Origin of the sequence: Sphaerotilus sp. (assembly GCF_034519685.1) — a bacterium.
Lineage (GTDB): Bacteria > Pseudomonadota > Gammaproteobacteria > Burkholderiales > Burkholderiaceae_C > Sphaerotilus.
Genome location: NZ_JAXHOF010000003.1, coordinates 86,559 through 111,344, shown reverse-complemented (window position 1 = coordinate 111,344; position 24,786 = coordinate 86,559). Strand labels below are relative to the sequence as shown.

Below are 24,786 nucleotides of genomic sequence, written 5' to 3'. Positions count from 1 at the left end.
CCCCCATGAAGAAGTCACTCCTGGTCATTGCTGCCCTGCTGGCCCTGGGCACTGCACAAGCCGACACGCTCAAGAAGATCAAGGACGCTGGCGCCGTCACGATGGGCGTGCGCGAGTCCTCGGGCGCGCTGTCCTACACGCTGGGCGACAACAAGTTCGTCGGCTACCACGTCGAGCTGTGCGAGCGCGTGATCGCCGATCTGGAGAAGTCGCTGGGCACCAAGCTGGCCATCAAGTACCAGCCGGTGACCTCGCAGAACCGCATCCCGCTGGTCGAGAACGGCACCGTGGACATCGAGTGCGGCTCCACCACCAACAACGCCGCCCGCCAGAAGCAGGTCGCCTTCGCCGTCACCACCTTCGTCGAGGAAGTGCGCATCGCGGTCAAGGCCAACTCGGGCATCACCTCCATCGCCCAGCTCAACGGCAAGAGCGTGGCCACCACCACCGGTACCACCTCGGTGCAGCTGCTGCGCAAGAACGAACGCGCCACCGGCGTCGACTTCAAGGAAGTCTTCGGCAAGGACCACGCCGACAGCTTCCTGCTGCTCGACTCCGGCCGTGCCGACGCCTTCGTGATGGACGGCGCCATCCTGGCCGGCAACATTGCCAAGGCCAAGAATCCGGCCGATTTCAGGATCGTCGGCGAAGTGCTGTCGGTCGAGCCGATCGCCATCATGATGCGCAAGGACGACCCGGCCTTCAAGACCGCCGTCGACAACAGCCTGAAGGCGATGATGAAGTCGGGCGACATCGCCAAGGTCTGGGACAAGTGGTTCATGCAGCCGATCCCGCCGACGAACTCGAAGGTCGGCATGCCGGTGAACGACAACACCAAGACCGCCTGGGCGGCGCCGAACGACAAGCCGGCCGAAGACTACGCCAAGAAGTGATCGCAATCGTGCGCCCGGGCCCACGCCCAGGCGCACCCCACACACCAGAGGAATGACCCCGTGAGCAACTGGGATTGGCAGGTTTTCTGCAGAGACACCGTCGACGGCGAGGTGGTTCCGCGCTGCTTCGGCGAGGGCGGCAACATCACCTACCTCGACTGGCTGCTGTCGGCCTGGGGCTGGACGGCGTCGGTGTCGGCGCTGGCGCTGGTCGTGGCGCTGGCGTTCGGAGTGCTCATGGGCATCCTGCGCACCACGCCCAGCAAGGCGCTCGTCTTTCTGGGTGACGCCTGGACGGAGCTATTCCGCAACATCCCGGTCCTGGTCCAGGTCTTCCTCTGGTATTTCGTCATCCCGGAGCTGGTGCCGCCGCTCAAGCAGGTGCCGAGTTTCCTGCTGGTGGTGCTGGCCCTGGGGTTCTACACCTCGGCGCGGGTGTCCGAGCAGATCAAGGCCGGCATCCAGAGCCTGCCCAAGGGCCAGCGCTACGCAGGGCTCGCCATGGGCCTGACCCTGCCGCAGACCTACCGCTACGTGCTGCTGCCCTCGGCCTTCCGCATCGTCGTGCCGCCGCTGACCAGCGAGAGCATGAGCATCGTCAAGAACTCCTCGGTGGCGTTTTCGGTGTCAGTGGCCGAACTCACCATGTTCGCGCGCCAGGCGCAGGAAGAAACCTCGCGTGGCATCGAGGTCTACCTCGCCGTGACGGGCCTGTATTTCATCACCTCGATCCTCGTCTACCAGGTGGCGCGGATCATCGAGCAGCGCGTGCGCATTCCCGGCACCGCCGGCGGGGGCAAGTGAATCCCATGTCTTCCTCCGGACTCCAACTCGATTTTTCCTTCCTCACCGCCGAGGTGGTGAGCAGCTACATTGCCAAGGGCCTGTGGTTCTCGGTGCAGCTCACGCTGGTGGCCATGATCGGCGGCATCGTCCTCGGGACATTGCTCGCGCTGATGCGGCTGTCGGGCAAGAAATGGCTCGAAGCGCCCGCCGCGTTCTACGTCAACACCATGCGCTCGATCCCGCTGGTGATGGTGATCCTGTGGTTCTTCCTGCTGATTCCGCTGATGATCGGCCGCCCGCTCGGGGCCGAGCTGTCGGCGGTGGTCACCTTCACGCTGTTCGAGGCGGCCTATTTCGCCGAGATCATGCGGGCTGGCATCCAGTCCATCCCGCGCGGGCAGGTCCACGCCGGCTACGCCATGGGCATGGACTACCGCCAGACCATGCAGCTCATCGTGCTGCCGCAGGCCTTCCGCAACATGCTGCCGGTGCTGCTGACGCAGACCATCATCCTGTTCCAGGACACCTCGCTGGTGTATGCCATCGGGGCCTATGACCTGCTCAAGGGCTTCGAGATCGCCGGCAAGAACTTCAACCGTCCGGTGGAAACCTATCTGGTCGCGACCGTCGTGTATTTCGTGATCTGCTTCTCCCTGTCGATGCTGGTCAAGCATCTGCAGAAGAAGATCGCCATCATCCGCTGACCCCAACGCCCCGCTGAGGAACCTCGTCGTGATCGACATCCAGAACATCTCCAAGTGGTACGGCAGCTTCCAGGTGCTGACCGACTGCACCACCACGATCCAGAAGGGCGAAGTGGTCGTCGTCTGCGGCCCGTCCGGCTCGGGCAAGTCGACCCTCATCAAGACCGTCAATGCGCTGGAACCCTTCCAGAAGGGCGACATCGTCGTCGACGGCATCTCCATCGCCGACCCCAAGACCGACCTGCCCAAGCTGCGCAGTCGCGTCGGCATGGTGTTCCAGCATTTCGAGCTGTTCCCGCACCTCTCGGTGACCGAGAACCTGACGCTGGCGCAGACCAAGGTGCTCGGCCGCAGCGCGGACGAGGCCAAGACCCGCGGCCTGAAGATGCTCGACCGCGTCGGCCTGATGGCGCACAAGGACAAGTTCCCCGGCCAGCTCTCCGGCGGCCAGCAGCAGCGCGTGGCGATTGCACGCGCGCTGTCGATGGACCCGATCGTGATGCTGTTCGACGAGCCGACCTCGGCGCTCGATCCCGAGATGGTGGGCGAAGTGCTCGACGTCATGGTCAAGCTGGCCCACGAAGGCATGACGATGATGGTCGTCACGCACGAGATGGGCTTTGCCAAGAAGGTCAGCCACCGCGTGATCTTCATGGACCAGGGCAAGATCATCGAGGACTGCAAGAAGGACGCGTTCTTCGGCGATCCGGATGCCCGCTCGCCGCGTGCCAAGGAATTCCTCTCCAAGATCCTGGGGCACTGACACGGAACCGTCCCGGATCTTCGGGCCGCGCCGTCCGATCTGGCCGCCACTGCGCAAGCTGCTCGGCATCCTGCTGGCCGGGCTGGCCGTGCTGCTGGCCGGCTGGGGTGGCTTCCGGGTCAGCGAGCACCACGGCACCGCGGCGCTGCGCGACGAGTCGAACCACCGGCTCGACCTGTTCGCCTCGGCCGTCGAGGGCATGGTCAAGCGGCTCGAACATGTGCCGGCGACGATCCAGCTCAACCAGGACGTGCAGGCCCTGTTGCTGGAGCCGAGCCACGCACTGCGGGTCAGCCGTGTCAACGACTACCTGCGCCGCCTGAACGCCCACCTGGGCAGCATGGCGGTGTTCGTGCTGGACGAGCGTGGCGTCGTGGTCGCCTCCAGCAACCGCGAACTCGGCGACGACAGCCAGCTCGGCGAAGACCTGTCGTACCGGCCGTATTTCCTTGAAGCGCTGTCCGGCCAGGTCGGGCGGCATTTCGCCATCGGTGCCAAGAGCCAGCAGCCTGGCTACTTCGTCTCGCACCCGATCCGCGACGGCGCCCGCGTGCTCGGCGTGGCCACCATCAAGATCAGCCTCGACCCGATCGAGGAGGTCTGGGACATGCTCGGCGCGCCGGCGCTGCTGGCCGACACCAACCAGGTCGTGATCCTCTCGTCCCGGCCGGAATGGCGCTACACGGCGCTGGCCGAGCTGTCGCTGGAGCGGCGGGTCGACCTGCAGATCACCCGGCTCTACAACAACCTGCTGATCCCGCGCTTCCCGTTGCCGGTGGAGCTGTCGGTCGACGAGGACAGCCAGGTGCTCGAAGGGGTGCTGCCTGGCGGCCTGCCGTCCGAAGCCGATGCCGCGCGCCCGGTGCGCAGCAGCACGCTGGCGCTGGGCCGCACGCTGGATGGCATGGACTGGCGGCTGCTGATCTTTTCCGACCTGCGCAACGTGCGCAACCAGGCCGTGCTCAACAGCATCCTGTCGGCGGTGGCGGCCGGCTTCGTGCTGCTGCTCGGGCTGTACCTGAACCAGCGCCGGCGCATCGCGCGCCAGAAGGTCGAGGCGCGCCAGATGCTGGAGCGCGCCAACACCGAACTCGAACACAAGGTCGCCCGCCGCACCCGCGCGCTCACCGACACCAACGCCCGCCTGCGCCGCGAGATCGGCGAGCGCGAGCAGGCCGAGGTGACCCTGCGCGCGGCGCAGGACGAGCTGGTCCACGCCGGCAAGATGGCCGTGCTGGGCCAGCTCGCCACCGGCATCACCCATGAGCTGACGCAGCCGCTCGGCGCCATCCGCACGCTCTCGGGCAATGCGCTGGAGTTCATGCGCCGGGGCGACCTGAAGGCGGTGCAGGGCAACCTGCAGTTCGTCACCCGGCTGGCCGACCAGATGGGCAACATCATCCAGCCGCTCAAGGGCTTCGCCCGCAAGTCGCTGGCCCAGCCGGCCGCCACCGATGTCGCCCATGCGGTCGGCAACGCGCTCTTCCTCTACGACCTGCGTCTGCGCAAGGAGGGCATCACGCTGGACAACGGCTGCACGCCGGGCCAGGTCATTGCCTGGTGCGACCCGAACAGGCTGGAGCAGGTGCTCATCAACCTGATCGGCAACGCCATGGACGCGATGCGCGACAGCCCCGTCAAGGTGCTGACTCTGGAGGCCGCCAGCGACCCGGCCTGTACGCCGCCGCTGCGCATCACCGTGTCCGACAGCGGCCCGGGCGTGCCTGACGAGGTGCGCCAGCGCCTGTTCGAGCCCTTCTTCACCACCAAGGAAGCCGGCGTCGGCCTCGGCCTGGGCCTGGCGATCTCGCGCGACATCGTGCGCGAGTTCCACGGCGACCTGGAGGCGGACAATCGGCCTGGGGGCGGGGCCTGTTTCACCGTGCGCCTGCCGGCAGCGCCCGACCCCGACGATCTCCCTCCCACGCCATGACTGCCTTGACCTCTGCCCTGACCCCTGCCGTGAACGCGGCCGCTCTCACGGTCCTCATCGTCGAGGACGACTTCCACATGCAGCTCGGCTGTGTCCAGGCGCTGCAGCTCGCGGGCCTGACGGTCGAGGCGGTCGATTCCGCCGAGGAGGCCCTGCCGATCATCACCCCCGGCTACGCCGGCATCGTCGTCACCGACATGCGCCTGCCGAAGGCCGACGGGCTCTCGCTGGTGCGCCACTGCCACGCGCTCGACCCCGACCTGCCCGTCATCATGATCACCGGCCACGGCGACGTGACGCTGGCGGTGGAGGCCATGCGCAGCGGCGCCTACGACTTCCTGCCCAAGCCGTTTTCGCCCGAGATCCTGGTCGAGATCGTGCGCCGGGCGATGGAAAAGCGCAGCCTCACGCTCGAAGTCGCCACGCTGCGGCGCGTGCTGGCCCGGCGCGACGGCATCGAGGGCAAGCTGATCGGCCGCTCGCCGCAGATCCAGCGGGTGCGCCGGCTGGTGATGGAGGTGGCGGACAGCCCGGTGGATGTGCTGATCCAGGGCGAGACCGGCACCGGCAAGGAGGTGGTGGCGCGGGCGCTGCACGACTTCTCCGGCCGGCGCGAGGGCAGCTATGTGGCGCTGAACTGCGGCGGCGTGCCCGACACCTTGCTCGACAGCGAACTCTTCGGCCACGAGGTTGGCGCCTTCACCGGCGCGCAGAAGAAGCGCATCGGCAAGATCGAATACGCCAACGGCGGCACGCTGTTCCTTGACGAGCTGGAGACCATGCCGATGGGCATGCAGATCAAGCTGCTGCGGGTGCTGCAGGAGCGCGAGATCGAGCGCCTGGGGTCGAACCAGCCGCTGCCGGTGAATGTGCGGGTGGTGGCCGCGACCAAGGACGACCTGCTGCAGCGCTCGCAGCAGGGCGGCTTCCGCGCCGACCTGTATTACCGGCTGAACGTCGTCACCATCGAGCTGCCGCCGCTGCGCGAGCGCCGCGAGGACATTCCGGTGCTGCTGGAGCATTTCATGCTGCAGGCGGCTGGCCGCTTCAACCGCCCGCCGCCGCAGGTCACCACCGAGCAGATGCACCGCCTGATGGCCCACCACTGGCCCGGCAATGTGCGCGAGCTGCGCAACATGGCCGACTGCCTGGTGCTGGGGGTGCGCAAGGACATCCTCGGCCCCGGGCCGGCGCCCGAGCCGGGCGAGGCCGGCGAGGAAGGGCTGTCGCTGGCCGACTCGGTCGACAGCTTCGAGCGCAGCCTGATCGCCGCCGAGCTGCGCCGCCAGGAGGGCAACATCGCCCGCACCGCCAAGGAACTGCGTGTGCCCAAGACCACGCTGAACGACAAGATCCGCAAGTACCGCCTGCAAGGCGAATGACCACCATGCGCCACCATGACCTGCTCGACCCCGCCGCGCTGCAGCACGCGCTGGCCGAACTTGCGCTGTGGCAGTTCGATGCCACCCGTGGCGCGCTCACCCGGCAGTTCCGCTTCGCTGGCTTCGCCGAGGCGTTTGGCTTCATGGCCGAGATCGCCCTGCACGCCGAGCGCCACGACCACCATCCCGAGTGGTCCAACGTCTACAACCGGGTCACCGTGACCTGGACCAGCCACGACGTGCAGGGCGTGTCGGCGCGGGATGTGGCGCTGGCCCGGCTGTGCGACGCAGCGGCGGCACGCCGCTTGCACGTCCCCGCTCCATGACGTCTCCCTCCACTGCGACTCCTTCCCCCGCGCTCGACGACTCCCCGGTCATCCCGCACTCGCTCACCGAGGACATCGTCGCGCTGCTCAGCGGCACGGTGCTGGTCGTGCTCGGCGTGGCGATGTTCCGGCAGGCCTCGATGGTCGCGGGTGGCACCACCGGCATCGCCTTCCTCGTCCACTACGCCAGCCACGTCAACTTCGGGCTGGCGCTGTTCCTCATCAACCTGCCGTTCTACTGGCTGGCGTGGCGCCACATGGGGCGCGAGTTCACGCTGAAGACCTTCGCGGCGGTGGCGCTGATGTCGGCCGAGATCGAGCTGCTGCCGCGGGTGCTGTCCTTCTCGGCGCTGAACCCGCTGTTCGCGGCGGTGGCGGGCGGGCTGCTGATCGGCACCGGGATGCTGATCCTGTTCCGCCACCGGGCGAGCATCGGCGGCATCGGCGTGGTGGCCGTGTTGCTGCAGGAGCGCCGGGGCTGGCGCGCCGGCAAGGTGCAGATGACGATCGACTGCTGCATCGTCGGCGCGGCGCTGTTCATCGTGCCGCTGCCGCAGGTGCTGCTGTCGGTGCTGGGGGCGTTGACGCTGAATCTGGTGCTGGCGATGAACCACCGGCCGGGGCGGTATGTGGCGCGGTGATCCGCGTGCGTCGCGAACGGACAGGTGGCGTGGCTGGAATTGGTGGCCGGCGCCTACAACGTCCTGCCGATGGATGCCGCGACGTTCAGGGTTTGGGCGTGGCTGATGCACAGGAAGTCCGACACGCTCTACGAAGACGCGATGATCGCCGCGACGGCGAAAGTGCATGGGTTGAGGGTGGCCACGCGGAATGTGGCGGATTTTCAGGCGCTGGGGGTGGACGTTTTCAATCCGTTTGTGGCCGCTGGATGACCGATCGAGGCGACTCTTCAGTTTCCGCGCGCCATCACTTGGGCAATCGACTTGACCTACCGCGAATCCGTTGCGGTTTGAGTCATCGGCGGGCTGGCCTCGTGTCCATGTTCCCAGCGACCGTCTCAAGTCGAATGGTATGGCCAACAATCTGCCGGTCCACTGAATAAAACTCCAGCGGAGAGGTTGCTTCCTTCGACTCGGTATTCATGCGGAAGAGCTTTCCAGGGCCGCGCCAACCAATACCCTTTGTCATCGTGACTCGGTAGCGTCCGAGGGGTATTTCTATTTTTGCTGTTTCGCGCCCGCGGACAGGAATCATGGCAACGGGTGCCTTCGATTCCCAGTCGTCGAGATGCACCACATACTTAACCTGTTCGTCTGACGGAGCGATGATCGTGAGCGGCGCAACAGTTTCGGAAGTGCGTTCAATGAACCAATGAACTTGTCCAGTCTCTGGAAACGGCAGATCTCGCTTTGATTCGAGAAGCAGTTTTGTGACGAGGAGCGTGCAGAAGATCAGTGCAATCCAGAAAATCCACGGGAACCAGCCTGAGTTGCTGGAGCGAGTCCGAAACCGGGTGGCGGACGGCCGATGGGCTTTCGCGGCTGCGTTTCGGTGGTGATCGTGGTACCAGTCTCGGTCGTGGATGCCCATGGCGATTTAGGTTGTGCGGTGAACGATTGAGGTGCGATTCGCCATATACAGCGTTTGAGTTGACCCGCCTGTGCTTTCATACACATTGAAATCACTCGTCGGCGGGCCTGAGCCTCATCCCACCAGCTTTAGCTGGTGGTTGTTGAGTGAAGCGGTAAAGTCTTTGTGTAACAATACTAAAATTATTTTGACTAAATATTTTTCATGACTTTGAGGTGTATATGCCGACAATTTCCCTGATTTTTTCCGCATGATTATATATGTCATCCGGCGATTCTATATTTACTATTTCCTCTTCTTTTTTGTCGGTAAATAAACCAAGGCGTAGTTTTTCTTGATTTAGGACTTACGCAAAAGAAAATTTCAAACTCAACTGAGTTTTGAGTTCCATATTCTGATCCATGGATTGATCCGGCACCCGATGTGCACTGAAATATCTTGTTTCAACTGGCTGTTCGGATTCATTAAATATGCCTACAATTGGCTTGCCTCAACTCAACAGGAGCCATGATGAAGCCGACAAGACGCGACTACTGTCAGTTTCTGATCTCCACCCAGACCAACTATACCCAAACCTACTTCGCCGACCATCACCCGCATTTCTCGCATGACGCCATCAACCGTTACCTGCAAGACGAAAACATAACGCCTGCCATCGTCTGGGAGCAGGTGGAGAAATCCATCGAACCTGATCCGAACGCTTTCTTGCTGTTCGACGACAGCGTCTCGGACAAGAACCACTCCCATGCGATCGAGCTGGTGCGGCGGCAGTACAGCGGCAATGCCCATGGCCTGATCAAGGGCATCGGTGTGGTCAACTGCTTGTACGTCAACCCCCGCAGCGGTCGCTACTGGATCATCGACTGGCGAGTGTTCGCCCCGCAGGTGGACCACAAGACCAAGCTCCAGCACGTCCAGGAGATGTTCGACGAGGCCATGACGGGCAAGAAGCTGCCATTCCGCGTGGTGCTGATGGACTCCTGGTACGCCACCAAGGAGCTGATGGTGCACATCCATCGTGCGGGCAAGATCTTCTACTGCCCGCTCAAGAGCAATCGCCTGGTCGATGACAGTCAGGCGCAGGCGCCCTATCAGGCCGTCAGTGAGTTGCAGTGGAGCGACCAAGGCGCCGCGCACGGCAAGCTCGTCAAGGTGAACAAGTTTCCAGGCAGCCTCAAGGTCAAGCTGTTTCGGGTGGCGACGGGAAACGGTCGCACGGAATGGGTGGTGACCAATGATCTGGAACAGACTTCGGTGGACGACACGCGAGAGATCTGCGCGATCAGGTGGAAGATCGAGCAGTATCACCGGGAGGTCAAACAGGTGCTGGGCATGGAGAAATGCCAGTGTCGATCTGCCAGGGCGCAGAGGAATCACATTGCCTGTGTCATCTTGGCGTGGAACCATCTGTCCGCGCTGGCCAGAGACATGAGGACGAATATCTACAGCATCAAGAAGGCGATGATGTCGAATTACATGCGGCAGGAAATAGCTCGACCGTCAGTGCCGATGGCGTACATTTGAGATGGCTACAAAAGTCCAAGCTCTGTGCTAACTGAGTTCAACTTGCGTAAGTCCTATGATTATTGAACCGCAGCCTGCAAATTGGCTTCCGATTGTTGTCGTCAAGTAGGATGGCGCAGTAGCTCTGAGCATCGCGCATGGATACCCGCTTTGTTGCAACCAAGTCTCTGACAATGGAGCGAACTATATAAAATCCTTCTAGCTCTTCCGGGGAAGTTGCTACTTGAGGCTCTGATTTGGTTGATGCTGTTGTATTTTCTTGCGGCTGCGTCACCGTGATTGATATGGGGTCTGGGACTGAAATAGATTCAGGTGCCATGGCGCCCTTTAATCGCTCATTGATGCGCTCGCTTACTAACTGCTCAAATGCGCGACGGGTTATTAGAGTGAATTGATCGCGTATCGCCGGAGTGAATCGGCGTCCGCCGAGTAAATCCGAAGAAACAAGGCGAACAAGGTCTTCAGTCGGGGTGGTCATCCATTCTGTCAAACGGGTTTGAATGGCGCGTGTATATTTAAGCTCGTTCGCAGTTGTCAGAATGGTATCTAAGTCAAATGCCATTTTTGCGAATTTCTTCAACTCTTCAATATCCCTCTCTTTGAAGTCGAGAATATTGAATTCGAAGAATGGCTTGTCATCCATTTTGTTTGGCTTCTCCAGATCAGTGAAGAACTGATAGGTGATGCCATTTGTCAGAACGCCGAATCTGGCCTCAGTGACGTGGAAATAACGAAAGAGCTGTCCGGCATGGTTGATGTTTAGTTCTGCGCCGGCTTTTTTGCACTCGAAGAGGATAATTGGCTTCCCGTCCCGAAGAATGGCGTAATCAACTTTCTCTCCTTTTTTGGTCCCTACGTCAGCAACCAATTCAGGCGTGACTTCGAGGGGATCAAAGACGTTGTATCCAAGTATCTGGATCAACGGCATAATCATTGCATTTTTTGTTGCTTCCTCTGTTTGAATTATTGTTTTTGTATTGGCGATGCGGGTGGCAAGCACGCGAATTTGATCTATGAAATCCATGTTATTCCTTGGGGTTGCAGCGAGGTTGGTATTATTTTTGTGATTATTTCCGCTCAGCAATTGAACGGATTTGTCAGAATAGTGTGTCGATTGTCTGCAGTCCATGCAGTACTTGTGATACTTGCGGCAATATTTCACACTTGCGACTAATGTGAAAAATAGTTACACCTTGCTCTCGTCCTGCTGCAACCCCCGCAGAAACACCTCGATCCCCCCCCGATACCCCTCGACCGCCCCCGCCTCGACCGGCAGCAGCGTCGCCCGCGACAGCATCCCGTCGACCAGTGCGATGAACCCGATCGACGCCGAGCGCGCGCTGACCGCCGCATCCAGCAGGCCGCGCGCCTGACCCGCCGCGATCAGCCGCTCGGCCCGCGACCGGAAATCCTCGATCGCCGCGATGTGCCGCTCCAGCGCCGGGCGCATCTCGTCGCTGTACTCGGTGCAGTGGATCGCGATGGTGAACACCCGCCGCGTGCGCTCGTCGTCCAGCATCCGCGCGATCGGCACCCACGCAAAGGCGCGCAGCGCCTCCACCGGGTCCGTGTCTTGCGTGAGGCTCTGTTCCTGCGCGTCGTGCGCCGCCTCGCACGGCAGCCGCACCCGCTCCATCATCGCGTTGAAGACCTCCGCCTTGTCCTTGAAGTGCCAGTAGATCGCGCCGCGCGTCAAGCCCGCTGCCTCCGCGATCCGCTGCAGCGACGTGCGCGCCACACCCTCGCGCAGGAACACCGACTCGGCCGTGTCGAGCAGGTGCTCCCGGGTGATGGCGGCTTCTTCTTTCGTGCGTCGAACCACGGCGTTTACGCTCCAGACAACATACATTCATTAGTGTATGTAAGATAGTCGCCATCGTTCCCGATTCAAGCGTTCCCTTGGGAAAACACTGACATGCATCACAGACAAGACTCCTCTTCGGTGCGCCGCACCACCGCCGGGCTGGCCATGCTGGCCCTGGCGGCGGCGCTGGTGGCGTGTGGCGGCGGCTCCTCCGGGGGCGCAGCGTCCGGTCCGGGCGGCGCCCCCGCCGGTGGCCCCGGTGCCGGCGCCGGCAAGGCGCCACCGCCGCCCGCCGTCGGCGTCATCACCGTGCAGCCGCAATCGGTGGCGATCCGCGCCGAGCTGCCCGGCCGGCTCGAAGCGTGGCGCACCGCGCAGGTCCGCGCCCGTGTCGCCGGCATCGTGCAGCAGCGCCTGTTCACCGAAGGCGCCGAGGTCAAGGCCGGCCAGTCGCTCTACCAGCTCGACGCCGCCCCCTACCGCAACACGCTCGACAGCGCCGTCGCCACCGTCGCCAAGGCCGAGGCCAACCTCGCCCAGGCCCAGGCCACGCTGACCCGCAACGAGCCGCTGGCCGCCGCCAAGGCCATCAGCCAGACCGAATGGGTCGCCGCACAGACGGCGGTCAAGCAGGCCCAGGCCGACCTCGCCACCGCCAAGGCCGCCGTGCAGAGCGCCCGGCTGAATGTGGACTACGCCGCCGTGCGCGCTCCGATCGGCGGGCGCATCGGCCGCGCGCTCGTCACCGAAGGCGCGCTGGTCGGCCAGGGCGAGGCGACCCAGATGGCGCTGATCCAGCAGGTGGACCGCCTCTACGTCAATTTCACGCAGCCGGCGTCCGAGGCGCTGCGCCTGCGCCGCGCGTTCGAGTCCGGCCAGTTCAAGCGGGCGGGCGGGGCGGGCGCGGAGGTGCGGCTGGTGCTGGACGACGGCACCGAATACCCGCACCCCGGCAAGCTGCTGTTCTCCGACCTGACGGTGGACGCGACCTCGGGCCAGGTCACGCTGCGCGCCGAGGTGCCGAACCCGGAAGGCACGCTGCTGCCGGGGCTGTATGTGAAGGTGCGCGTGGCGCAGGCGGAAACCGACAGCGGCATCCTCGTCCCGCAACAGGCCGTCACCCGCGGCTCGGCCGGCGACACCGTGATGGTGGTCGGCGAGGGCAACATGCCCGCACCGCGCCCGGTCAAGATCGGCGGGGCGAACGGCAACGCCTGGGTCGTGCTCGACGGCCTGAAGGCGGGCGAGCAGGTCATCGTCGACGGCTTCCAGAAGATGCGCCCGAAGTCGCCGGTCACGCCGGTGCCGTGGACGCCAGGCGGCAAGCCACCCGCCGGGGCCTCCGCCGCGTCGGCGCCAATGGCCACCGCTTCCGCCGCCCCGGCCGCCAGCCGCTGACCCGGAAGGAACCCGCATGTCCTCCCGATTCTTCATCGACCGCCCCATCTTCGCCTGGGTGATCGCGCTGTTCATCATCGTGCTCGGCGCGGTGTCGATCACGCGGCTGCCCATCGCCCAATACCCGACCGTGGCGCCGCCGTCGCTGGTCATCAACGCCGCCTACCCGGGCGCCTCGCCGCAGGTGCTGGAAAGCGCCGTGCTCGCCGTCATCGAGCGCGAGATGAACGGCGCGCCCGGCATGATCTATATGGAGTCCACCGCTCAGGCCAACGGCACCGGCGCGATCACCGTCACCTTCGAGCCCGGCACCAATGTCGAACTCGCGCAGGTCGAGGTGCAGAACCGCCTGAGCCGCGCCTCGCCCCGGCTGCCGGCCTCGGTCGTGCAGCAGGGCGTGCGGGTGGACAAGGCGCGCTCGAACTTCCTGATGTTCGTCTCGGTCACGTCCAAGAACCCGGCCTATGACCCGATCGCGCTCGGCGACTACGCGGCGCGCAACATCGTGCCCGAGCTGCAGCGCGTCGCCGGTGTCGGCCAGGCGCAGCTCTTCGGCACCGAGCGGGCGATGCGTGTCTGGATCGATCCCGCCAAGCTCGCCGGGCTGGGCCTGTCGCCCAACGACGTGAACACAGCCATCCGCGCCCAGAACGCACAGGTCTCGGCCGGCTCCATCGGCGAGCTGCCGCACATCGCCGGCCAGACCATGAGCGCCACCGTCGTCGTCAACGGCCAGCTCAGCAGCACAGAGGCCTTCGGCGCCATCGTGCTGCGGGCGAACGCGGACGGCTCGACGGTGCGCCTGCGCGACGTCGCCCGCATCGAGCTGGGCGCGCAGAGCTACGCCACCTCGGCGCGGCTGAACGGCGTGCCCTCGACCGGCGTCGGCGTGCAGCTCTCGCCCACCGGCAACGCGCTCGGCACCGCCACCGCCATCCGCGAGCGCATGGCCGAACTCAGCCGCACCTTCCCCGAAGGCGTGGCTTTCGAGATCCCCTACGACACCTCGCGCTTCGTGCGCATCTCCATCGAGCAGGTGGTCCAGACGCTGGCCGAGGCGATCGTGCTGGTGTTCCTGGTGATGCTGCTGTTCCTGCAGAACCTGCGCTACACGCTGATCCCGACCATCGTGGTGCCGGTCGCGCTGCTGGGCACCTTCGGCGTGATGCTGCTGGCGGGGTTCTCGATCAACGTGCTGACGATGTTCGGCATGGTGCTGGCGATCGGCATCCTGGTGGACGACGCCATCGTCGTGGTCGAGAACGTCGAGCGCATCATGGCCGAGGAGGGCCTGAGCCCGCGGGAGGCCACCGTCAAGGCGATGGGCCAGATCACCGGCGCCGTCATCGGCATCACCGTGGTGCTGATGAGCGTGTTCGTGCCGATGGCCTTCTTCAGCGGCTCGGTCGGCAACATCTACCGGCAGTTCTCGCTGTCGCTGGTGGCGTCGATGGCGTTTTCGGCCTTGATGGCGCTGACGCTGACGCCGGCGCTGTGCGCGACCTTCCTGAAGCCGATCCCGGCCGGCCACCACGAGAAGCGCGGCTTCTTCGGCGCCTTCAACCGCACCTTCCGCCGCACCGCCAAGGGCTACGAGGGCTGGGTCGCCGTGGTGATCCGCCATGCGGCGCGCTATCTGGTGATCTTCGGGGTGATCCTGGGGGCGGTGGGGCTGCTGTACCAGCGGCTGCCGACGTCCTTCCTGCCGAACGAGGACCAGGGCTACCTGCTGGTCAATGTGCAGCTCCCGCCGGGCGCCACCGCCGAGCGCACCCGCGCCGTGCTGCAGCAGGTCGAAGGCTTCTTCATGCAGCAGCCCGAGGTCGACAAGGTCACCACCGTGCTCGGCTTCAGCTTCTCCGGCCAGGGCCAGAACGCCGCCCTGGGCTTCATCACGCTGAAGGACTGGAAGGAGCGGGTCGGCCCGGCGCATTCGGCGCAGGCCGTGGCGGGGCGGGCGTTCGGGGCGCTGATGGCGGTACGCGACGGCTTCGTGTTTCCGCTCAGTCCGCCGCCGATCCCCGAACTCGGCACTGCGACCGGCTTCAACTTCCGCCTGCAGGACCGCGCCGGCCAGAGCCGCGAGGCGCTGGTGGCCGCGCGCAACCAGCTGCTCGGCCTGGCCCGCGAGAGCAAGGTGATCGCCGGCGTGCGCCCCGACGGGCTGGAGGACGCGCCGCAGCTGCGGCTGGACATCGACCGCGAGCGCGCCTATGCGCAGGGCGTGTCGTTCGACGCCATCAACAGCGTGCTGGCGACGGCGATGGGCTCGGCCTATGCCAACGACTTCCCGAACCAGGGCCGGCTGCAGCGGGTCATCGTGCAGGCCGACGCCACGGCGCGGATGCAGCCCGAGGACTTGCTCAAGCTGCAGGTGCCGAACACGCGCGGGCAGCAGGTGCCGCTGTCGGCGTTCTCGACGGTGGCCTGGGTGACCGGGCCGATGCAGACGGTGCGCTACAACGGCTACCCGGCGATGAAGCTCGGCGGCGACGCCGCCCCGGGCTACAGCACGGGCGAGGCGATGGCGGAGATGGAGCGCCTGGTCGCCCAGTTGCCGCCGGGCTTCGCGTTCGAGTGGACCGGTGCGTCGCGCGAGGAAAAGCTCTCCGGCTCGCAGGCGACGATCCTGCTGGCGTTCTCGATGCTGGCGGTCTTCCTGTGCCTGGCGGCGCTGTACGAGAGCTGGAGCATTCCGCTGGCGGTGCTGCTGGTGGTGCCGCTGGGGGTGCTGGGCTCGCTGGTGGGCGTGAACCTGCGCGACATGCCCAATGATGTGTATTTCAAGGTCGGGCTCATCACCGTGATCGGCCTGTCGGCGAAGAACGCCATCCTCATCATCGAGTTCGCCAAGGATCTGCAGGCCGAGGGCAAGGGGCTGCTGGAGGCCACGCTCGAAGCCTGTCACCTGCGCTTCCGGCCGATCCTGATGACCTCGTTTGCGTTCATCCTCGGTGTGCTGCCGCTGGCGATCGCCTCGGGCGCGGGCTCGGCCAGCCAGCGGGCCATCGGCACCGGCGTGATGGGCGGGATGATCGCGGCGACGGTGCTGGCGGTGTTCTTTGTGCCGGTGTTCTATGTCGTGGTGCGCCGGATCTTCCCCGGCGGCCATGTCGCGCCGCACAGCACGGCGCTGTCGTCGCCGTCGACCGATGCCGTGGCGGCATTGCTGAAGGACAAGTCATGAGTTACTCCGTCATTCCCGCGAAAGCGGGAACCCACGCCAAGCCCTGTCGTCGCCCCTCGTGGGTGCCCGCTTTCGCGGGCATGACGAAGGGGGGTGGCGGGCTGGTGGCCGCGCTGGTGCTGGCTGGATGCACCAACCTCGCGCCGCGCCATGAGCGGCCGGCCGCGCCGATCCCGTCGCAACTGCCGCTGCCCGCCGAGGTGGCGGCCTCGGCACCGACGGGGGCCGCCGTGCCGCTGGGCTGGAAGGCGTTCGTGCAATCGCCGCAGCTGGCGCAACTGGTGCAGCAGGCGCTGGACCAGAACCGCGACCTGCGCGTCGCCGTGCTCAACGTGCAGCGCGCAGAGGCCCAGCTCGGCGTCGCGCGGGCCGACCGCCTGCCGACCGTCAGCGCCGGTCTGATCGGCTCGGCCACGCCCAACGCGGCCAGCGGTCGGCAGGTGCAGAGCTACACCGCTGGCGTGCAGGTCACGGCGTGGGAGCTGGACCTGTTCGGCCGCATCGCCAACCTCGGCGAAGCCGCGCAGGCGCAGGTGCTCGCCACCGAAGCGGGCCGGCGCAGCGCGGAGCTGGCGCTGGTCAGCGCGGTGGTCTCCGGCTGGCTGGCGCTGGCGGCGGATGGCGAATTGCTGTCGGTGGCCGAGCGCACGCTGGCCAGCCGCGAGGCGACGCTGCAGCTGTCGACGCTGCGCTTCGACGCGGGCGCGGCGTCCTCGCTGGAGCTGCAGACCGCGCAGAGCCTGGTCGCCCAGGCCCGCAACACGCAGGCGCAGTTGCGCCGCCAGCGCGCGCTTGACCTGAACGCGCTGGCGCTGCTGGTCGGCGGGCCGGTGCCGGCCGAGCTGCTGCCGGGGGCTGCGGACGCCGGGACGGTGGCAGGCGGAGCGGACGTGCTGGCGCCGGTGCCGGTCGGGCTGGGCTCGGAGGTGCTGCTGCAGCGACCGGACGTGATCCAGGCCGAGCAGGCGCTCGTGGCCGCCAGCGCCAACATCGGCGTGGCGCGGGCCGCGTTCTTCCCGCGCCTGGCGCTCACCGGCAGCGCGGGCCAGGCCGGCAGCCGCCTGTCGGACCTGCTCCAGACGGGCAACTTCGCGTGGTCGCTGAGCGCGTCGGCGCTGGCGGCGATCTTCGACTCGGGCCGCAACCAGGCGAACCTGAACGTCGCCAAGGTGAACCGCGACATCGCGGTGGCGCAGTACGAGAAGGCGGTGCAGTCGGCGTTCCGCGAGACGGCGGACGCGCTGGCGGGGCTGTCGAGCTGGCGCGAACAGCTCGACGCGCAGCGCCAGCAGCTCGACGCCGCCCGCGAGATCGCGCGGCTGACGGAGCTGCGCTACCAGAATGGCGCAGCCAGCGCGCTGGAGCGGCTTGACGCCCAGCGCAGCCTGCTGGCGGCCGAGCAGGTGCTGGTGCAGACCCGGCTGGCCGAGCAGGTGAACCGGGTGGCGCTGTTCAAGGCCTTGGGCGGCTGAGTTGCCGGGGCGTGGGCTGGGGTGGGGGCTCGGGTCGCGCAACCGTCAGTTGATGCGTGGGTGCCCGCTTGCGCGGGCATGACGGGAGGACACACGCTCATTCACAACGACAGGCGCGCCTTCAGCGGGCAGTGGTCCGACACGGCCAGCAGCGGATCGGGCCGCGGCGCCTTGGCTTCCAGCGTGCGGCCGAGGAAACCGAGCGGCACCTTCTCGGCGACCGGCACCGGGCCGCTGCCGGGCAGGCGCACGGCGATGTGGTCCAGCCCGAGCGGGTTGCGGCAGCCGAGCGCCTTGGCATCGGTGAGCTGTGCCATCTCGGCCGGCGCCAGCACCTTGGTCTTCGCCGACTTGCAGACGCTGGCAATCGCCTCGTCCAGCGGGCAGGTGTTGTCCAGCGCCGTGAGCCGCGACGCCGCCGGAACGCCGTCGTTCACCTCGCGCCACAGGTTGCTCGACCGCACGCCGGGGGCGTAGGGATCGGTGGGCCGGCCGCGGCTGCGCACAGGCGTGTTCGCCGGCAGGCTGGCCTCGTGGGCGATGTTGCGGTTGAAGTCGCCGAGCATCACCACCGCGTCCACGCCCTGGCTGCGCTCCTGCAGCCAGTGTTCCAGCGGCTGGAGCTGCGCCTGCAGCACGCTGCACGCCTTGTCGTCGCTGGCGAGCTGGCCCCGGGTGCCGTTGCCGCTGCTGCTACTGCCTTCCAGCGGCGAGACACAGGACGACTTCAGGTGCACGGTCATGAAGCGCGTCACCTTGCCGCCGATGCGCAGCGCCACCGACAGCCCCGGCCGCGGCTGCTCCTTCGCGGGCCGCTCAGGCAGCGCCAGGGGGGAGTAGACCTCGCAGCCGCCCACGGCGGTCGCCACGCTGCGCCGCCACGCAAACGCCAGCCGCTGTACCTTGTGCGAGGTGAAGCCGCAGACCTCGTAGTCGCGCCCGCCATCGGGCAGCACCTCACGCACCGCCTGCACGCTGCTGACCTCCTGGAAGGCGATCACGTCGGCGTTCACCCGCTTGGCGAGCACTTCGGCGATCTGCTGGCGGCGCTTGGCGAGGGCGGCTTCGGTGACGGGCACCGGCTTGAAGCGGCTCTGCCAGACATCGCAGGGCGGCATCTTGCCGATGTCCCAGTCGATCTTGGCGTCGCGGCCCCAGCGCAGTTGCCAGCCGGTCTTGGTGCCGGCCGGGTCGGGGCGCCAGAGTTCGCCGGTGCCGGGCTTCGAGAAGGTCTGGCTGCAGGCGGCGATCCAGCGCGTGGCCAGCGGGGCGTCCAGGTGCCAGCCGAGGTTCCAGGTGGCCACGGTGACCTCGGCGGCACAGGCGGCGCTGGTGGCCAGGCTCAGGGTGACGGCGGCGGTGGCGGCGAGGGCTGTGAGGTGTCGTTGCATGGGCGCGATTGTGCGTCGGTCGAGCCCCCCGCATACGGCACGATCCCCGAGGGCACCCGCACCGACGCCGGCTGCACATGCGCATCCTGGTCGTCGAAGAACATCTGCGCCCCGAAGGCGGCCAGCACGCTGTCCTTGGATGCGCCCCCCATGAAGAAGGCCTCGTCCACATCGACCTGCCAGTTGCGCAGCGTGTGGATGACCCGGGCGTGGGCGGGGCTGGAGCGCGCGGTGACGATGGCGATGCGCACAGGGCAGGGCGCGCCCCGGCTGCGGAACTCCTGCTGCAGCGCCGCCAGCCGGACCAGCAGCTTGGCAAACGGCCCTTCGGCCATGGCCCGCTGCCGGTTGGTCAGCTCGTGGGCGGCAAAGGCCTCCAGCCCCTGCGTCTTGTAGATGTGTTCGGACTCGGGCGAAAACAGCACCGCGTCGCCATCGAAGGCGATGCGGATCTGGCCCGGTGTCGCCCGGAACGCGGCCGGCGGGTCATAGAGCATCGCCGCCGCCACGCCGTGGTCGATCGCCTCCTGCACATCGCGGCGGTTGCGCGACAGGAACAGGTCCACCTCGAACGCCTTCAGATACGCCACCAGCGAGCCCGCACCGCCGGTGAACGCGGCGCGGGTGATGTCCAGCCCGTGCGCCTCGATCGCGTTGAAGGCCCGCAGGCCGGTGTCGGGCGAGTTGCGCGAGACGACCACCACCTCGATGCGCCGCTCCGGCAGCAGCGGGTTCAGACCGAGCAGCGCCTGCACCAGCGGGAAGGCCGTGCCCGGCTGCAGCGGCTCGTCCTCATGGGCACGCTGGTAGGCGCAGAACGCCTCCACGCCCTGGGCGTCGTACAGCCGGTTCTCGTGCTCCAGGTCGAACAGGGCGCGGGAGCTGATGCCGATGACGAGCTTGTCGGTGAGGGAGTAGGGCATGGGGCTGTGCGGTGAGGTGAGGGAGGTCACGGGAGGCAGTTCAGTCCCCGGACTGTGTCAGACCGTGCGGCCTTGCCCTAGCGGAGAACCCCCGCAATTCAAGCCCTGGGCCGTCGTTACAATGGCCCGCCCTCACGCCAGCCCCCTCCCGCGCCATGTCCGACCGTCTTGCCGTCCTGCCCCAGTACCTCCTTCCGAAGCAGGCCCTGACCACCTTTGCCGGCTGGGTGGCGCGCAAGGAGCGCGGCGCCGTCACGACCGGCATCATCCGCCGCTTCGTGCGCCGCTACGACGTGAACATGGCCGAGGCGCTGAACCCGGACATCGCCAGCTACAAGAGCTTCAACGACTTCTTCACCCGCGCGCTGAAACCCGGCGCCCGTCCGCTGGCGAAGGCCGAGCTGATCTGCCCGGTGGACGGCGCGATCAGCCAGTTCGGCCGCATCGAGCGCGACCAGGTCTTCCAGGCCAAGGGCCACCGCTATTCGACCACCACGCTGGTCGGCGGGGATGCACAGCTCGCCGCGCAGTTCGACGACGGCCTGTTCGCCACGCTCTACCTCAGCCCGCGCGACTACCACCGCATCCACATGCCCTGCGACGGCCGCCTGCTGCGGATGATCCATGTCCCCGGCGAGCTGTTCTCGGTCAACCCGACGACAGCGCGTGGCGTGCCAGGGCTGTTCGCGCGCAACGAGCGCGTGGTGTGCGTGTTCGAGGGGCCGCGCGGGCCGTTCGTGCTGGTGCTGGTGGGTGCCACGATCGTCGGCAGCATGGCCACCGTCTGGCACGGGCTGGTGAACCCGCCGCGGCCCGGCCACCTGCGCGACTGGACCTATGCCGACCAGGACATCCGCCTGAAGCAGGGCGAGGAGATGGGGCGCTTCCTGCTCGGCTCGACCGTGGTGATGCTGTTCCCGAAGGACGCGCCGGGCGCCGGGGCGGGGCTGGTGTTCAACCCGGCGTGGAAGCCGGCCGGGCCGATCCGCCTCGGGGAGCGGATGGCGGACAGGGTGGGCTGACGGCGTGGGTGCCCGCGTGCGCGGGCATGACGGGAGGGGGGAGGCTTATCCGCGCCGGCCGCCGCGGGACTGCCACAGCGGTTTCTTGGCCTTGAGCTGGCGCTCGATCCCGTCGTTGAGCCGTGCGCGCAGGTCCACCACCTCGTCGACCTGGCCGTAGACGCCGGGGAAACGCAGGTCCAGCCACAGCCACAGCGTGCAGGTGCGCAGCGTCTGCTCCATGCGCTCCAGGCGGCTGTGCTCGTCCACGTCGTTCAGGAACCATGCGGCGCCGGCCTGACCGGACTTGGCGTGGTGCCCAGCCCATTCGAGGAACTGCTTGACCTGCGCATCGGTGCGGGTGTCCACCGGCGCCTGCGCATAGACGAAGCGCTGGCGCAGCGGCAGGCTGGCGGCGACCTGGTCGAGCTGCGCGGCGAGATCGAGCATCTGGTCGAGTTCCGCCACCGCGAAGTGGGCGTTGTCGAGCTGGAGCTGTTCCACGAACACGCCCAGCACGTCGCGCAGGCGGTTCTTGCCGAGCCGGCTGGCGATGGTGTCGATGTGCCACCAGTTGGGGGCCACCGGCGCCTTGAAGTCGCGCGGCGCCTTGGGCACCTTGGGCAGCAGCGCCTTGAGCGTGCGCAATGCCGTCGGCTCGGCTTCCTTCAGCACGCCGCAGAAGCCTTCCTCGTGGATGCCGAAGCGCCCGGCGCGGCCAGCGATCTGGTGGACTTCGGATTCGGTCAGCGGGCGGTCGCCCTGGCCGTCGAACTTGGTCATCGTGCTGAACAGCACCCGCCGCACCGGCAGGTTCAGGCCCATGCCGATCGCGTCGGTGGCCACCAGCACATGCGATTCGCCGGTGGCGAAGCGCTCGGCCTCGCGGCGGCGCACCTCCGGCGGCAGCGCGCCGTAGATCACCGAGACGATCTGCCCGTTGGCCGCCGCCTGGTCGCGCAGCATCAGCACGTCGCGCCGACTGAAGGCCACGACCGCGTCACCCTTCTTCAGCGACTGCAGCGACACCGGCGCCGGCAGCAGCTCGACGTGCTGCTTGCGCTCGAAGCGCCGCACCGTGCATTCCTCGCCGCACAGGCCGAGCAGGTTGCGAAGCGCCTCCACCGCGTAGTCCGAGCAGATGATGAGCAGCTCCTCGGCTGGCACGGCCACGATGGCCTGCGTCCATGCCCAGCCGCGGCTGTGGTCGAAGATCATCTGCGCCTCGTCGATCACCGCCACCTCGATGGGCTTGTTGGTGTCGACCATCTCGATGGTGCTGGAGACGACGCGGGCGTTGTCGGCCGGCACGTTTTCTTCCCCCGTGCGCAGCGAACACGGCACGCCGCGTCCGGCCAGCCGGTCGCGGCCTTCGAGTGCCAGCAGGCGCAGCGGCGCGAGGTAGGCGCCGGCCTTGGCGGTGGCCAGACGCTCGAAGGCCTGCCAGGTCTTGCCGCTGTTGGGCGGGCCGACGAACAGCGTCACCTTGCGCTGCAGGCGGCGGGCCTGCGGGAAGCTGTCGGGGTAGCCCTGGAAGGCCAGCTCGCTGCTCAGGCCCTCCATGGTGTCCTGTTCATTGACGCGGTGTTCCCAGCGGTCCTGGGCCCGGGTGCAGGCGGCCATCAGGCTGTCGAGCGGCTGCGCGGTGGCGCATTCGGACTGCAGCGCGGGCAGCAGCGAGCCGATCTGCCACAGGTTCAGCTCGGCGCTGCGGTTGACCAGCCGCTCCAGATGGGCCGTGAGCGCTTCGGCATGCGGGTAGTCGGGCAGGGTGCTCAGGGCCTTGATCAGCGCCGGCTTGTCCCCGGTGCGGAAGAAGTCCCAGATGTCCTGCGCCGGCACGGGCTGGTGGTGCGTCACCGTCAGGCGCCAGCCCTGGGCGTGGAGCTGCACACCCTGGCGTGCCTCGCGCAGCCATTGCTCGCCACGCCGGGCCACGCCTTGCGCGTCCAGCGCCGTCGCGCGCTCCAGCATCAGCGCACGCACGCTCTGGCCCGAGCCGACCACGTTCAGGTGCTGCAGCGCTTCCGTCATCAGCGCCGGGTCGATCCAGCGGCTGGGACGCTGGCCAGGCACCGCCTTCTGCAGCAGGATCAGGCCGAGGGCGTCCAGATGCGCATCCGCCTCGGCGCTCTGCTCCATCTGGTAGTCGATCGGCTGCACGACCTGGGGCAGCAGGTAGGCGGCCAGGCGGATGCGGTCGACCTGTTCCGGCGTGAGGTGGGGCGGGATGCGGCTGGCGTGGCGGGGCTGGGGCAGGGGACGGGGAGCTGTTGTGGCGGACATCGGGGGCGGCGCGGGGCCTGGGTTCAATCGTCGGGATCGTCGTGATCGTCGGAGGAGGCTGAACTCTACAGTGTCGGCCGTGCCCTGATCGCTTTGCCCGCTTCAGGCGTCCGCCACGTCGTGGATGCGCGGGGATGGCAGCTCCACCGGCGGCAGATCGGCCCGCCGCGTGTGGCGCACGGGCGCAGGCATCTCGGGGAGACGCGCCTGGAGCGCGGGGGCCTTGGCATAGAAGCTGGCGTTGAGCTGGGTATGCGCGACCAGGTGGTGCCGAAAACGCTGGTAGAGCGCCTGGTTCACCTGGCCTGGCGCCCGCCAGAAGGTGGCCAGCGGGCCGTCGTAGACCAGTCCCGGCATGCTGTAGACCGACTCGCCCAGCGTGATGACCGGCGCGCCGTGGTGCAGCGCCTGCAGACCGACGGTGCTGTTGATGGTGATGACGCCGCGGGTGTGGTCCAGCAGCGTCGGCAGGTGCTGGTCGTGCAGGTAGACCACGCGGTGTCCGATGTGCAAGCGCTGTGCTTCCTGCTGGATCAGGCGCCGGTAGTCGCTGTAGGCGCGGTCCATCGGGTGGTGCTTGATGACCAGCCCGACCTCGTCGGGGGCATGGGCGGCGAACGAGGCCATCACGTCGCGGATGAACGTCTCGATGTCGGGATAGGGCGAGTGGTGCGTGATCTGGCTGTCGGATTGCACCTGCAGCGGCACCAGGAACCAGCGCTTGCTCCGGTCCGGACTGGTCAGTCGGGCGTGCAGGCCGTGTTCGCTGACCTTGTAGTGCAGGTAGCGCAGGTAGCTGCGTGCCCAGCGCAGGGGTTCGGTGACCGGGTTGAGCGAGCGGTGGTGGGTCTGGTGCGGGTAGCACGGCCGCAGTGCGATGGCCGCGATGCCATAGGCGGCGGCGATCAGGGCGGTGCGCCGGATGTCCTGTGTCGTCGGCTGTGGCGCCGGGTGGTGCGGCAGCTTCTGATCGGCGTAGAAACTGGCCGAGCGCGGCAGGCGCGACAGCGCATTGACCCCACGGCGCTCGATGGTGACGTAGTTCGGGCGCAGATAGCCTTCCTCGAAGACGAACACGCCGACCCCGAGTTCCTGCGCCACAGCCCGGGCCACGCAGTGGATGGGCCGCATCTGGCCGAACAGCACCACGGCGTCGATGCGCTGGCGCCTCATCAGCTCCCGCAGCCAGTCGGCCAGGGCTTCAGGGCGACCGGTGTAGCGCAATGCGCCGCCATGGCGCCAGAAGAGCTGGTCGCCGCCGTTGAAATGCACCTTGGTGACCAGCTGCCCCTGCTGCGTCAGCAGGGCGGCCAGATCACTGAAGAACCAGCCCATCGGCCCTTGCAGGATCAGCGTGTGCCGGCGGTCGACCAGTGCACGGAAGGCTGTGGGCCACGGGGGCAGGCTGGCAGCTTCGGTGGCAGTCGGCATGGTGGCAGGGAGTGTCAGCGTGGACGTTGGC

Annotated in this window: 21 protein-coding genes; 14 read left to right on the top strand and 7 right to left on the bottom strand. The window is 66.9% G+C overall.

The features are described from left to right. Positions 1 to 5 precede the first annotated feature (5 nt). The 9 genes from U5O44_RS04155 to U5O44_RS04115 are packed head-to-tail and all read left to right on the top strand — an operon-like array spanning position 6 to position 7,680. Positions 6 to 893, top strand: a complete 888-nt coding sequence (locus tag U5O44_RS04155; protein WP_322587209.1) for an amino acid ABC transporter substrate-binding protein — start codon at positions 6 to 8, stop codon at positions 891 to 893. A 60-nt stretch (positions 894 to 953) separates the two neighbouring features. Then, positions 954 to 1,697, top strand: a complete 744-nt coding sequence (locus U5O44_RS04150) for an amino acid ABC transporter permease (protein WP_322587208.1) — start codon at positions 954 to 956, stop codon at positions 1,695 to 1,697. 5 nt (positions 1,698 to 1,702) lie between these two features. Further along, positions 1,703 to 2,383, top strand: coding sequence for an amino acid ABC transporter permease (locus tag U5O44_RS04145; protein WP_322587207.1), 681 nt, complete (start codon positions 1,703 to 1,705; stop codon positions 2,381 to 2,383). A gap of 28 nt (positions 2,384 to 2,411) precedes the next feature. Beyond that, positions 2,412 to 3,146: an amino acid ABC transporter ATP-binding protein gene (locus U5O44_RS04140; protein WP_322587206.1), complete on the top strand. Its 735-nt coding sequence runs from the start codon at positions 2,412 to 2,414 to the stop codon at positions 3,144 to 3,146. Further along, positions 3,094 to 5,079 (top strand): ATP-binding protein, encoded by a 1,986-nt coding sequence (locus U5O44_RS04135; protein ID WP_322587205.1) that lies wholly within the window; start codon positions 3,094 to 3,096, stop codon positions 5,077 to 5,079. Before U5O44_RS04140 ends, U5O44_RS04135 begins: the two co-directional genes overlap by 53 nt. After that, entirely contained in the window at positions 5,076 to 6,461 is a 1,386-nt protein-coding gene (locus U5O44_RS04130; protein WP_322587204.1) for a sigma-54-dependent transcriptional regulator, read from the top strand. The genes U5O44_RS04135 and U5O44_RS04130 overlap by 4 nt, the downstream gene beginning before the upstream one ends. Positions 6,462 to 6,466: 5 nt before the next feature. Further along, positions 6,467 to 6,787 (top strand): 4a-hydroxytetrahydrobiopterin dehydratase, encoded by a 321-nt coding sequence (locus U5O44_RS04125; RefSeq protein WP_322587203.1) that lies wholly within the window; start codon positions 6,467 to 6,469, stop codon positions 6,785 to 6,787. Next, a complete protein-coding gene (locus tag U5O44_RS04120; protein ID WP_322587202.1) occupies positions 6,784 to 7,428 on the top strand; it encodes a YitT family protein in 645 nt (214 codons plus the stop codon). The genes U5O44_RS04125 and U5O44_RS04120 overlap by 4 nt, the downstream gene beginning before the upstream one ends. Positions 7,429 to 7,452: 24 nt before the next feature. Next, positions 7,453 to 7,680, top strand: a complete 228-nt coding sequence (locus tag U5O44_RS04115; protein WP_416222121.1) for a PIN domain-containing protein — start codon at positions 7,453 to 7,455, stop codon at positions 7,678 to 7,680. An 82-nt stretch (positions 7,681 to 7,762) separates the two neighbouring features. Here the strand turns inward: U5O44_RS04115 and U5O44_RS04110 are convergent, their stop codons facing one another. Then, a complete protein-coding gene (locus U5O44_RS04110; RefSeq protein WP_322587201.1) occupies positions 7,763 to 8,338 on the bottom strand; it encodes a hypothetical protein in 576 nt (191 codons plus the stop codon). Positions 8,339 to 8,848: 510 nt separating this feature from the next. Here U5O44_RS04110 and U5O44_RS04105 point away from each other — a divergent pair. Beyond that, on the top strand, positions 8,849 to 9,862 hold the full coding sequence (locus U5O44_RS04105; RefSeq protein WP_322586630.1) for an IS701 family transposase: 1,014 nt from the start codon (positions 8,849 to 8,851) through the stop codon (positions 9,860 to 9,862). A gap of 37 nt (positions 9,863 to 9,899) precedes the next feature. Here the strand turns inward: U5O44_RS04105 and U5O44_RS04100 are convergent, their stop codons facing one another. Both U5O44_RS04100 and U5O44_RS04095 read right to left on the bottom strand, forming a co-directional pair. After that, positions 9,900 to 10,991 carry a type I restriction endonuclease gene (locus U5O44_RS04100; RefSeq protein WP_322587200.1) on the bottom strand — a complete coding sequence of 364 codons (1,092 nt, stop codon included), beginning with the start codon at positions 10,989 to 10,991 and terminating at the stop codon, positions 9,900 to 9,902. 57 nt (positions 10,992 to 11,048) lie between these two features. Continuing rightward, on the bottom strand, positions 11,049 to 11,684 hold the full coding sequence (locus U5O44_RS04095; protein WP_322587199.1) for a TetR family transcriptional regulator: 636 nt from the start codon (positions 11,682 to 11,684) through the stop codon (positions 11,049 to 11,051). Between the two features lie 93 nt (positions 11,685 to 11,777). Between U5O44_RS04095 and U5O44_RS04090 the strand changes: the two genes are divergently transcribed. From U5O44_RS04090 to U5O44_RS04080, 3 genes are all read left to right on the top strand, one after another. Then, positions 11,778 to 13,064 (top strand): efflux RND transporter periplasmic adaptor subunit, encoded by a 1,287-nt coding sequence (locus U5O44_RS04090; RefSeq protein ID WP_322587198.1) that lies wholly within the window; start codon positions 11,778 to 11,780, stop codon positions 13,062 to 13,064. Positions 13,065 to 13,080: 16 nt separating this feature from the next. Beyond that, entirely contained in the window at positions 13,081 to 16,251 is a 3,171-nt protein-coding gene (locus tag U5O44_RS04085; RefSeq protein WP_322587197.1) for an efflux RND transporter permease subunit, read from the top strand. 80 nt (positions 16,252 to 16,331) lie between these two features. Further along, the gene (locus U5O44_RS04080; protein ID WP_322587196.1) at positions 16,332 to 17,723 is read left to right on the top strand and encodes an efflux transporter outer membrane subunit; all 1,392 of its coding nucleotides are present in this window, start codon (positions 16,332 to 16,334) and stop codon (positions 17,721 to 17,723) included. Between the two features lie 101 nt (positions 17,724 to 17,824). Here the strand turns inward: U5O44_RS04080 and U5O44_RS04075 are convergent, their stop codons facing one another. Together U5O44_RS04075 and U5O44_RS04070 are read right to left on the bottom strand one after the other, a co-directional pair. After that, positions 17,825 to 19,114: a hypothetical protein gene (locus tag U5O44_RS04075; protein ID WP_322587195.1), complete on the bottom strand. Its 1,290-nt coding sequence runs from the start codon at positions 19,112 to 19,114 to the stop codon at positions 17,825 to 17,827. Next, positions 19,066 to 20,037, bottom strand: coding sequence for a 5'-nucleotidase (locus tag U5O44_RS04070; RefSeq protein WP_322587194.1), 972 nt, complete (start codon positions 20,035 to 20,037; stop codon positions 19,066 to 19,068). Before U5O44_RS04070 ends, U5O44_RS04075 begins: the two co-directional genes overlap by 49 nt. 155 nt (positions 20,038 to 20,192) lie before the next feature. Here U5O44_RS04070 and asd point away from each other — a divergent pair, with 155 nt between their 5' ends. Beyond that, positions 20,193 to 21,059, top strand: coding sequence for an archaetidylserine decarboxylase (gene asd / locus U5O44_RS04065; RefSeq protein ID WP_322587193.1), 867 nt, complete (start codon positions 20,193 to 20,195; stop codon positions 21,057 to 21,059). Between the two features lie 45 nt (positions 21,060 to 21,104). Here asd and U5O44_RS04060 read toward each other — a convergent pair whose 3' ends face one another. Together U5O44_RS04060 and U5O44_RS04055 are read right to left on the bottom strand one after the other, a co-directional pair. Continuing rightward, a complete protein-coding gene (locus U5O44_RS04060; RefSeq protein ID WP_322587192.1) occupies positions 21,105 to 23,324 on the bottom strand; it encodes a helicase-related protein in 2,220 nt (739 codons plus the stop codon). A gap of 102 nt (positions 23,325 to 23,426) precedes the next feature. Next, positions 23,427 to 24,755 (bottom strand): capsule biosynthesis protein, encoded by a 1,329-nt coding sequence (locus tag U5O44_RS04055; protein WP_322587191.1) that lies wholly within the window; start codon positions 24,753 to 24,755, stop codon positions 23,427 to 23,429. Positions 24,756 to 24,786 lie beyond the last annotated feature (31 nt).

Bases quoted from the DNA above. Each gene is read 5' to 3' on its own strand.
- U5O44_RS04155 (WP_322587209.1), top strand. From the start codon at position 6: ATGAAGAAGTCACTCCTGGTCATTGCTGCCCTGCTGGCCCTGGGCACT.
- U5O44_RS04145 (WP_322587207.1), top strand. From the start codon at position 1,703: ATGTCTTCCTCCGGACTCCAACTCGATTTTTCCTTCCTCACCGCCGAG.
- U5O44_RS04135 (WP_322587205.1), top strand. From the start codon at position 3,094: ATGCCCGCTCGCCGCGTGCCAAGGAATTCCTCTCCAAGATCCTGGGGC.
- U5O44_RS04130 (WP_322587204.1), top strand. From the start codon at position 5,076: ATGACTGCCTTGACCTCTGCCCTGACCCCTGCCGTGAACGCGGCCGCT.
- U5O44_RS04125 (WP_322587203.1), top strand. From the start codon at position 6,467: ATGCGCCACCATGACCTGCTCGACCCCGCCGCGCTGCAGCACGCGCTG.
- U5O44_RS04120 (WP_322587202.1), top strand. From the start codon at position 6,784: ATGACGTCTCCCTCCACTGCGACTCCTTCCCCCGCGCTCGACGACTCC.
- U5O44_RS04110 (WP_322587201.1), bottom strand. From the start codon at position 8,338: ATGGGCATCCACGACCGAGACTGGTACCACGATCACCACCGAAACGCA.
- U5O44_RS04105 (WP_322586630.1), top strand. From the start codon at position 8,849: ATGAAGCCGACAAGACGCGACTACTGTCAGTTTCTGATCTCCACCCAG.
- U5O44_RS04100 (WP_322587200.1), bottom strand. From the start codon at position 10,991: ATGGACTGCAGACAATCGACACACTATTCTGACAAATCCGTTCAATTG.
- U5O44_RS04090 (WP_322587198.1), top strand. From the start codon at position 11,778: ATGCATCACAGACAAGACTCCTCTTCGGTGCGCCGCACCACCGCCGGG.
- U5O44_RS04085 (WP_322587197.1), top strand. From the start codon at position 13,081: ATGTCCTCCCGATTCTTCATCGACCGCCCCATCTTCGCCTGGGTGATC.
- U5O44_RS04080 (WP_322587196.1), top strand. From the start codon at position 16,332: ATGACGAAGGGGGGTGGCGGGCTGGTGGCCGCGCTGGTGCTGGCTGGA.
- U5O44_RS04075 (WP_322587195.1), bottom strand. From the start codon at position 19,114: ATGCAACGACACCTCACAGCCCTCGCCGCCACCGCCGCCGTCACCCTG.
- U5O44_RS04070 (WP_322587194.1), bottom strand. From the start codon at position 20,037: ATGCCCTACTCCCTCACCGACAAGCTCGTCATCGGCATCAGCTCCCGC.
- asd (WP_322587193.1), top strand. From the start codon at position 20,193: ATGTCCGACCGTCTTGCCGTCCTGCCCCAGTACCTCCTTCCGAAGCAG.
- U5O44_RS04060 (WP_322587192.1), bottom strand. From the start codon at position 23,324: ATGTCCGCCACAACAGCTCCCCGTCCCCTGCCCCAGCCCCGCCACGCC.
- U5O44_RS04055 (WP_322587191.1), bottom strand. From the start codon at position 24,755: ATGCCGACTGCCACCGAAGCTGCCAGCCTGCCCCCGTGGCCCACAGCC.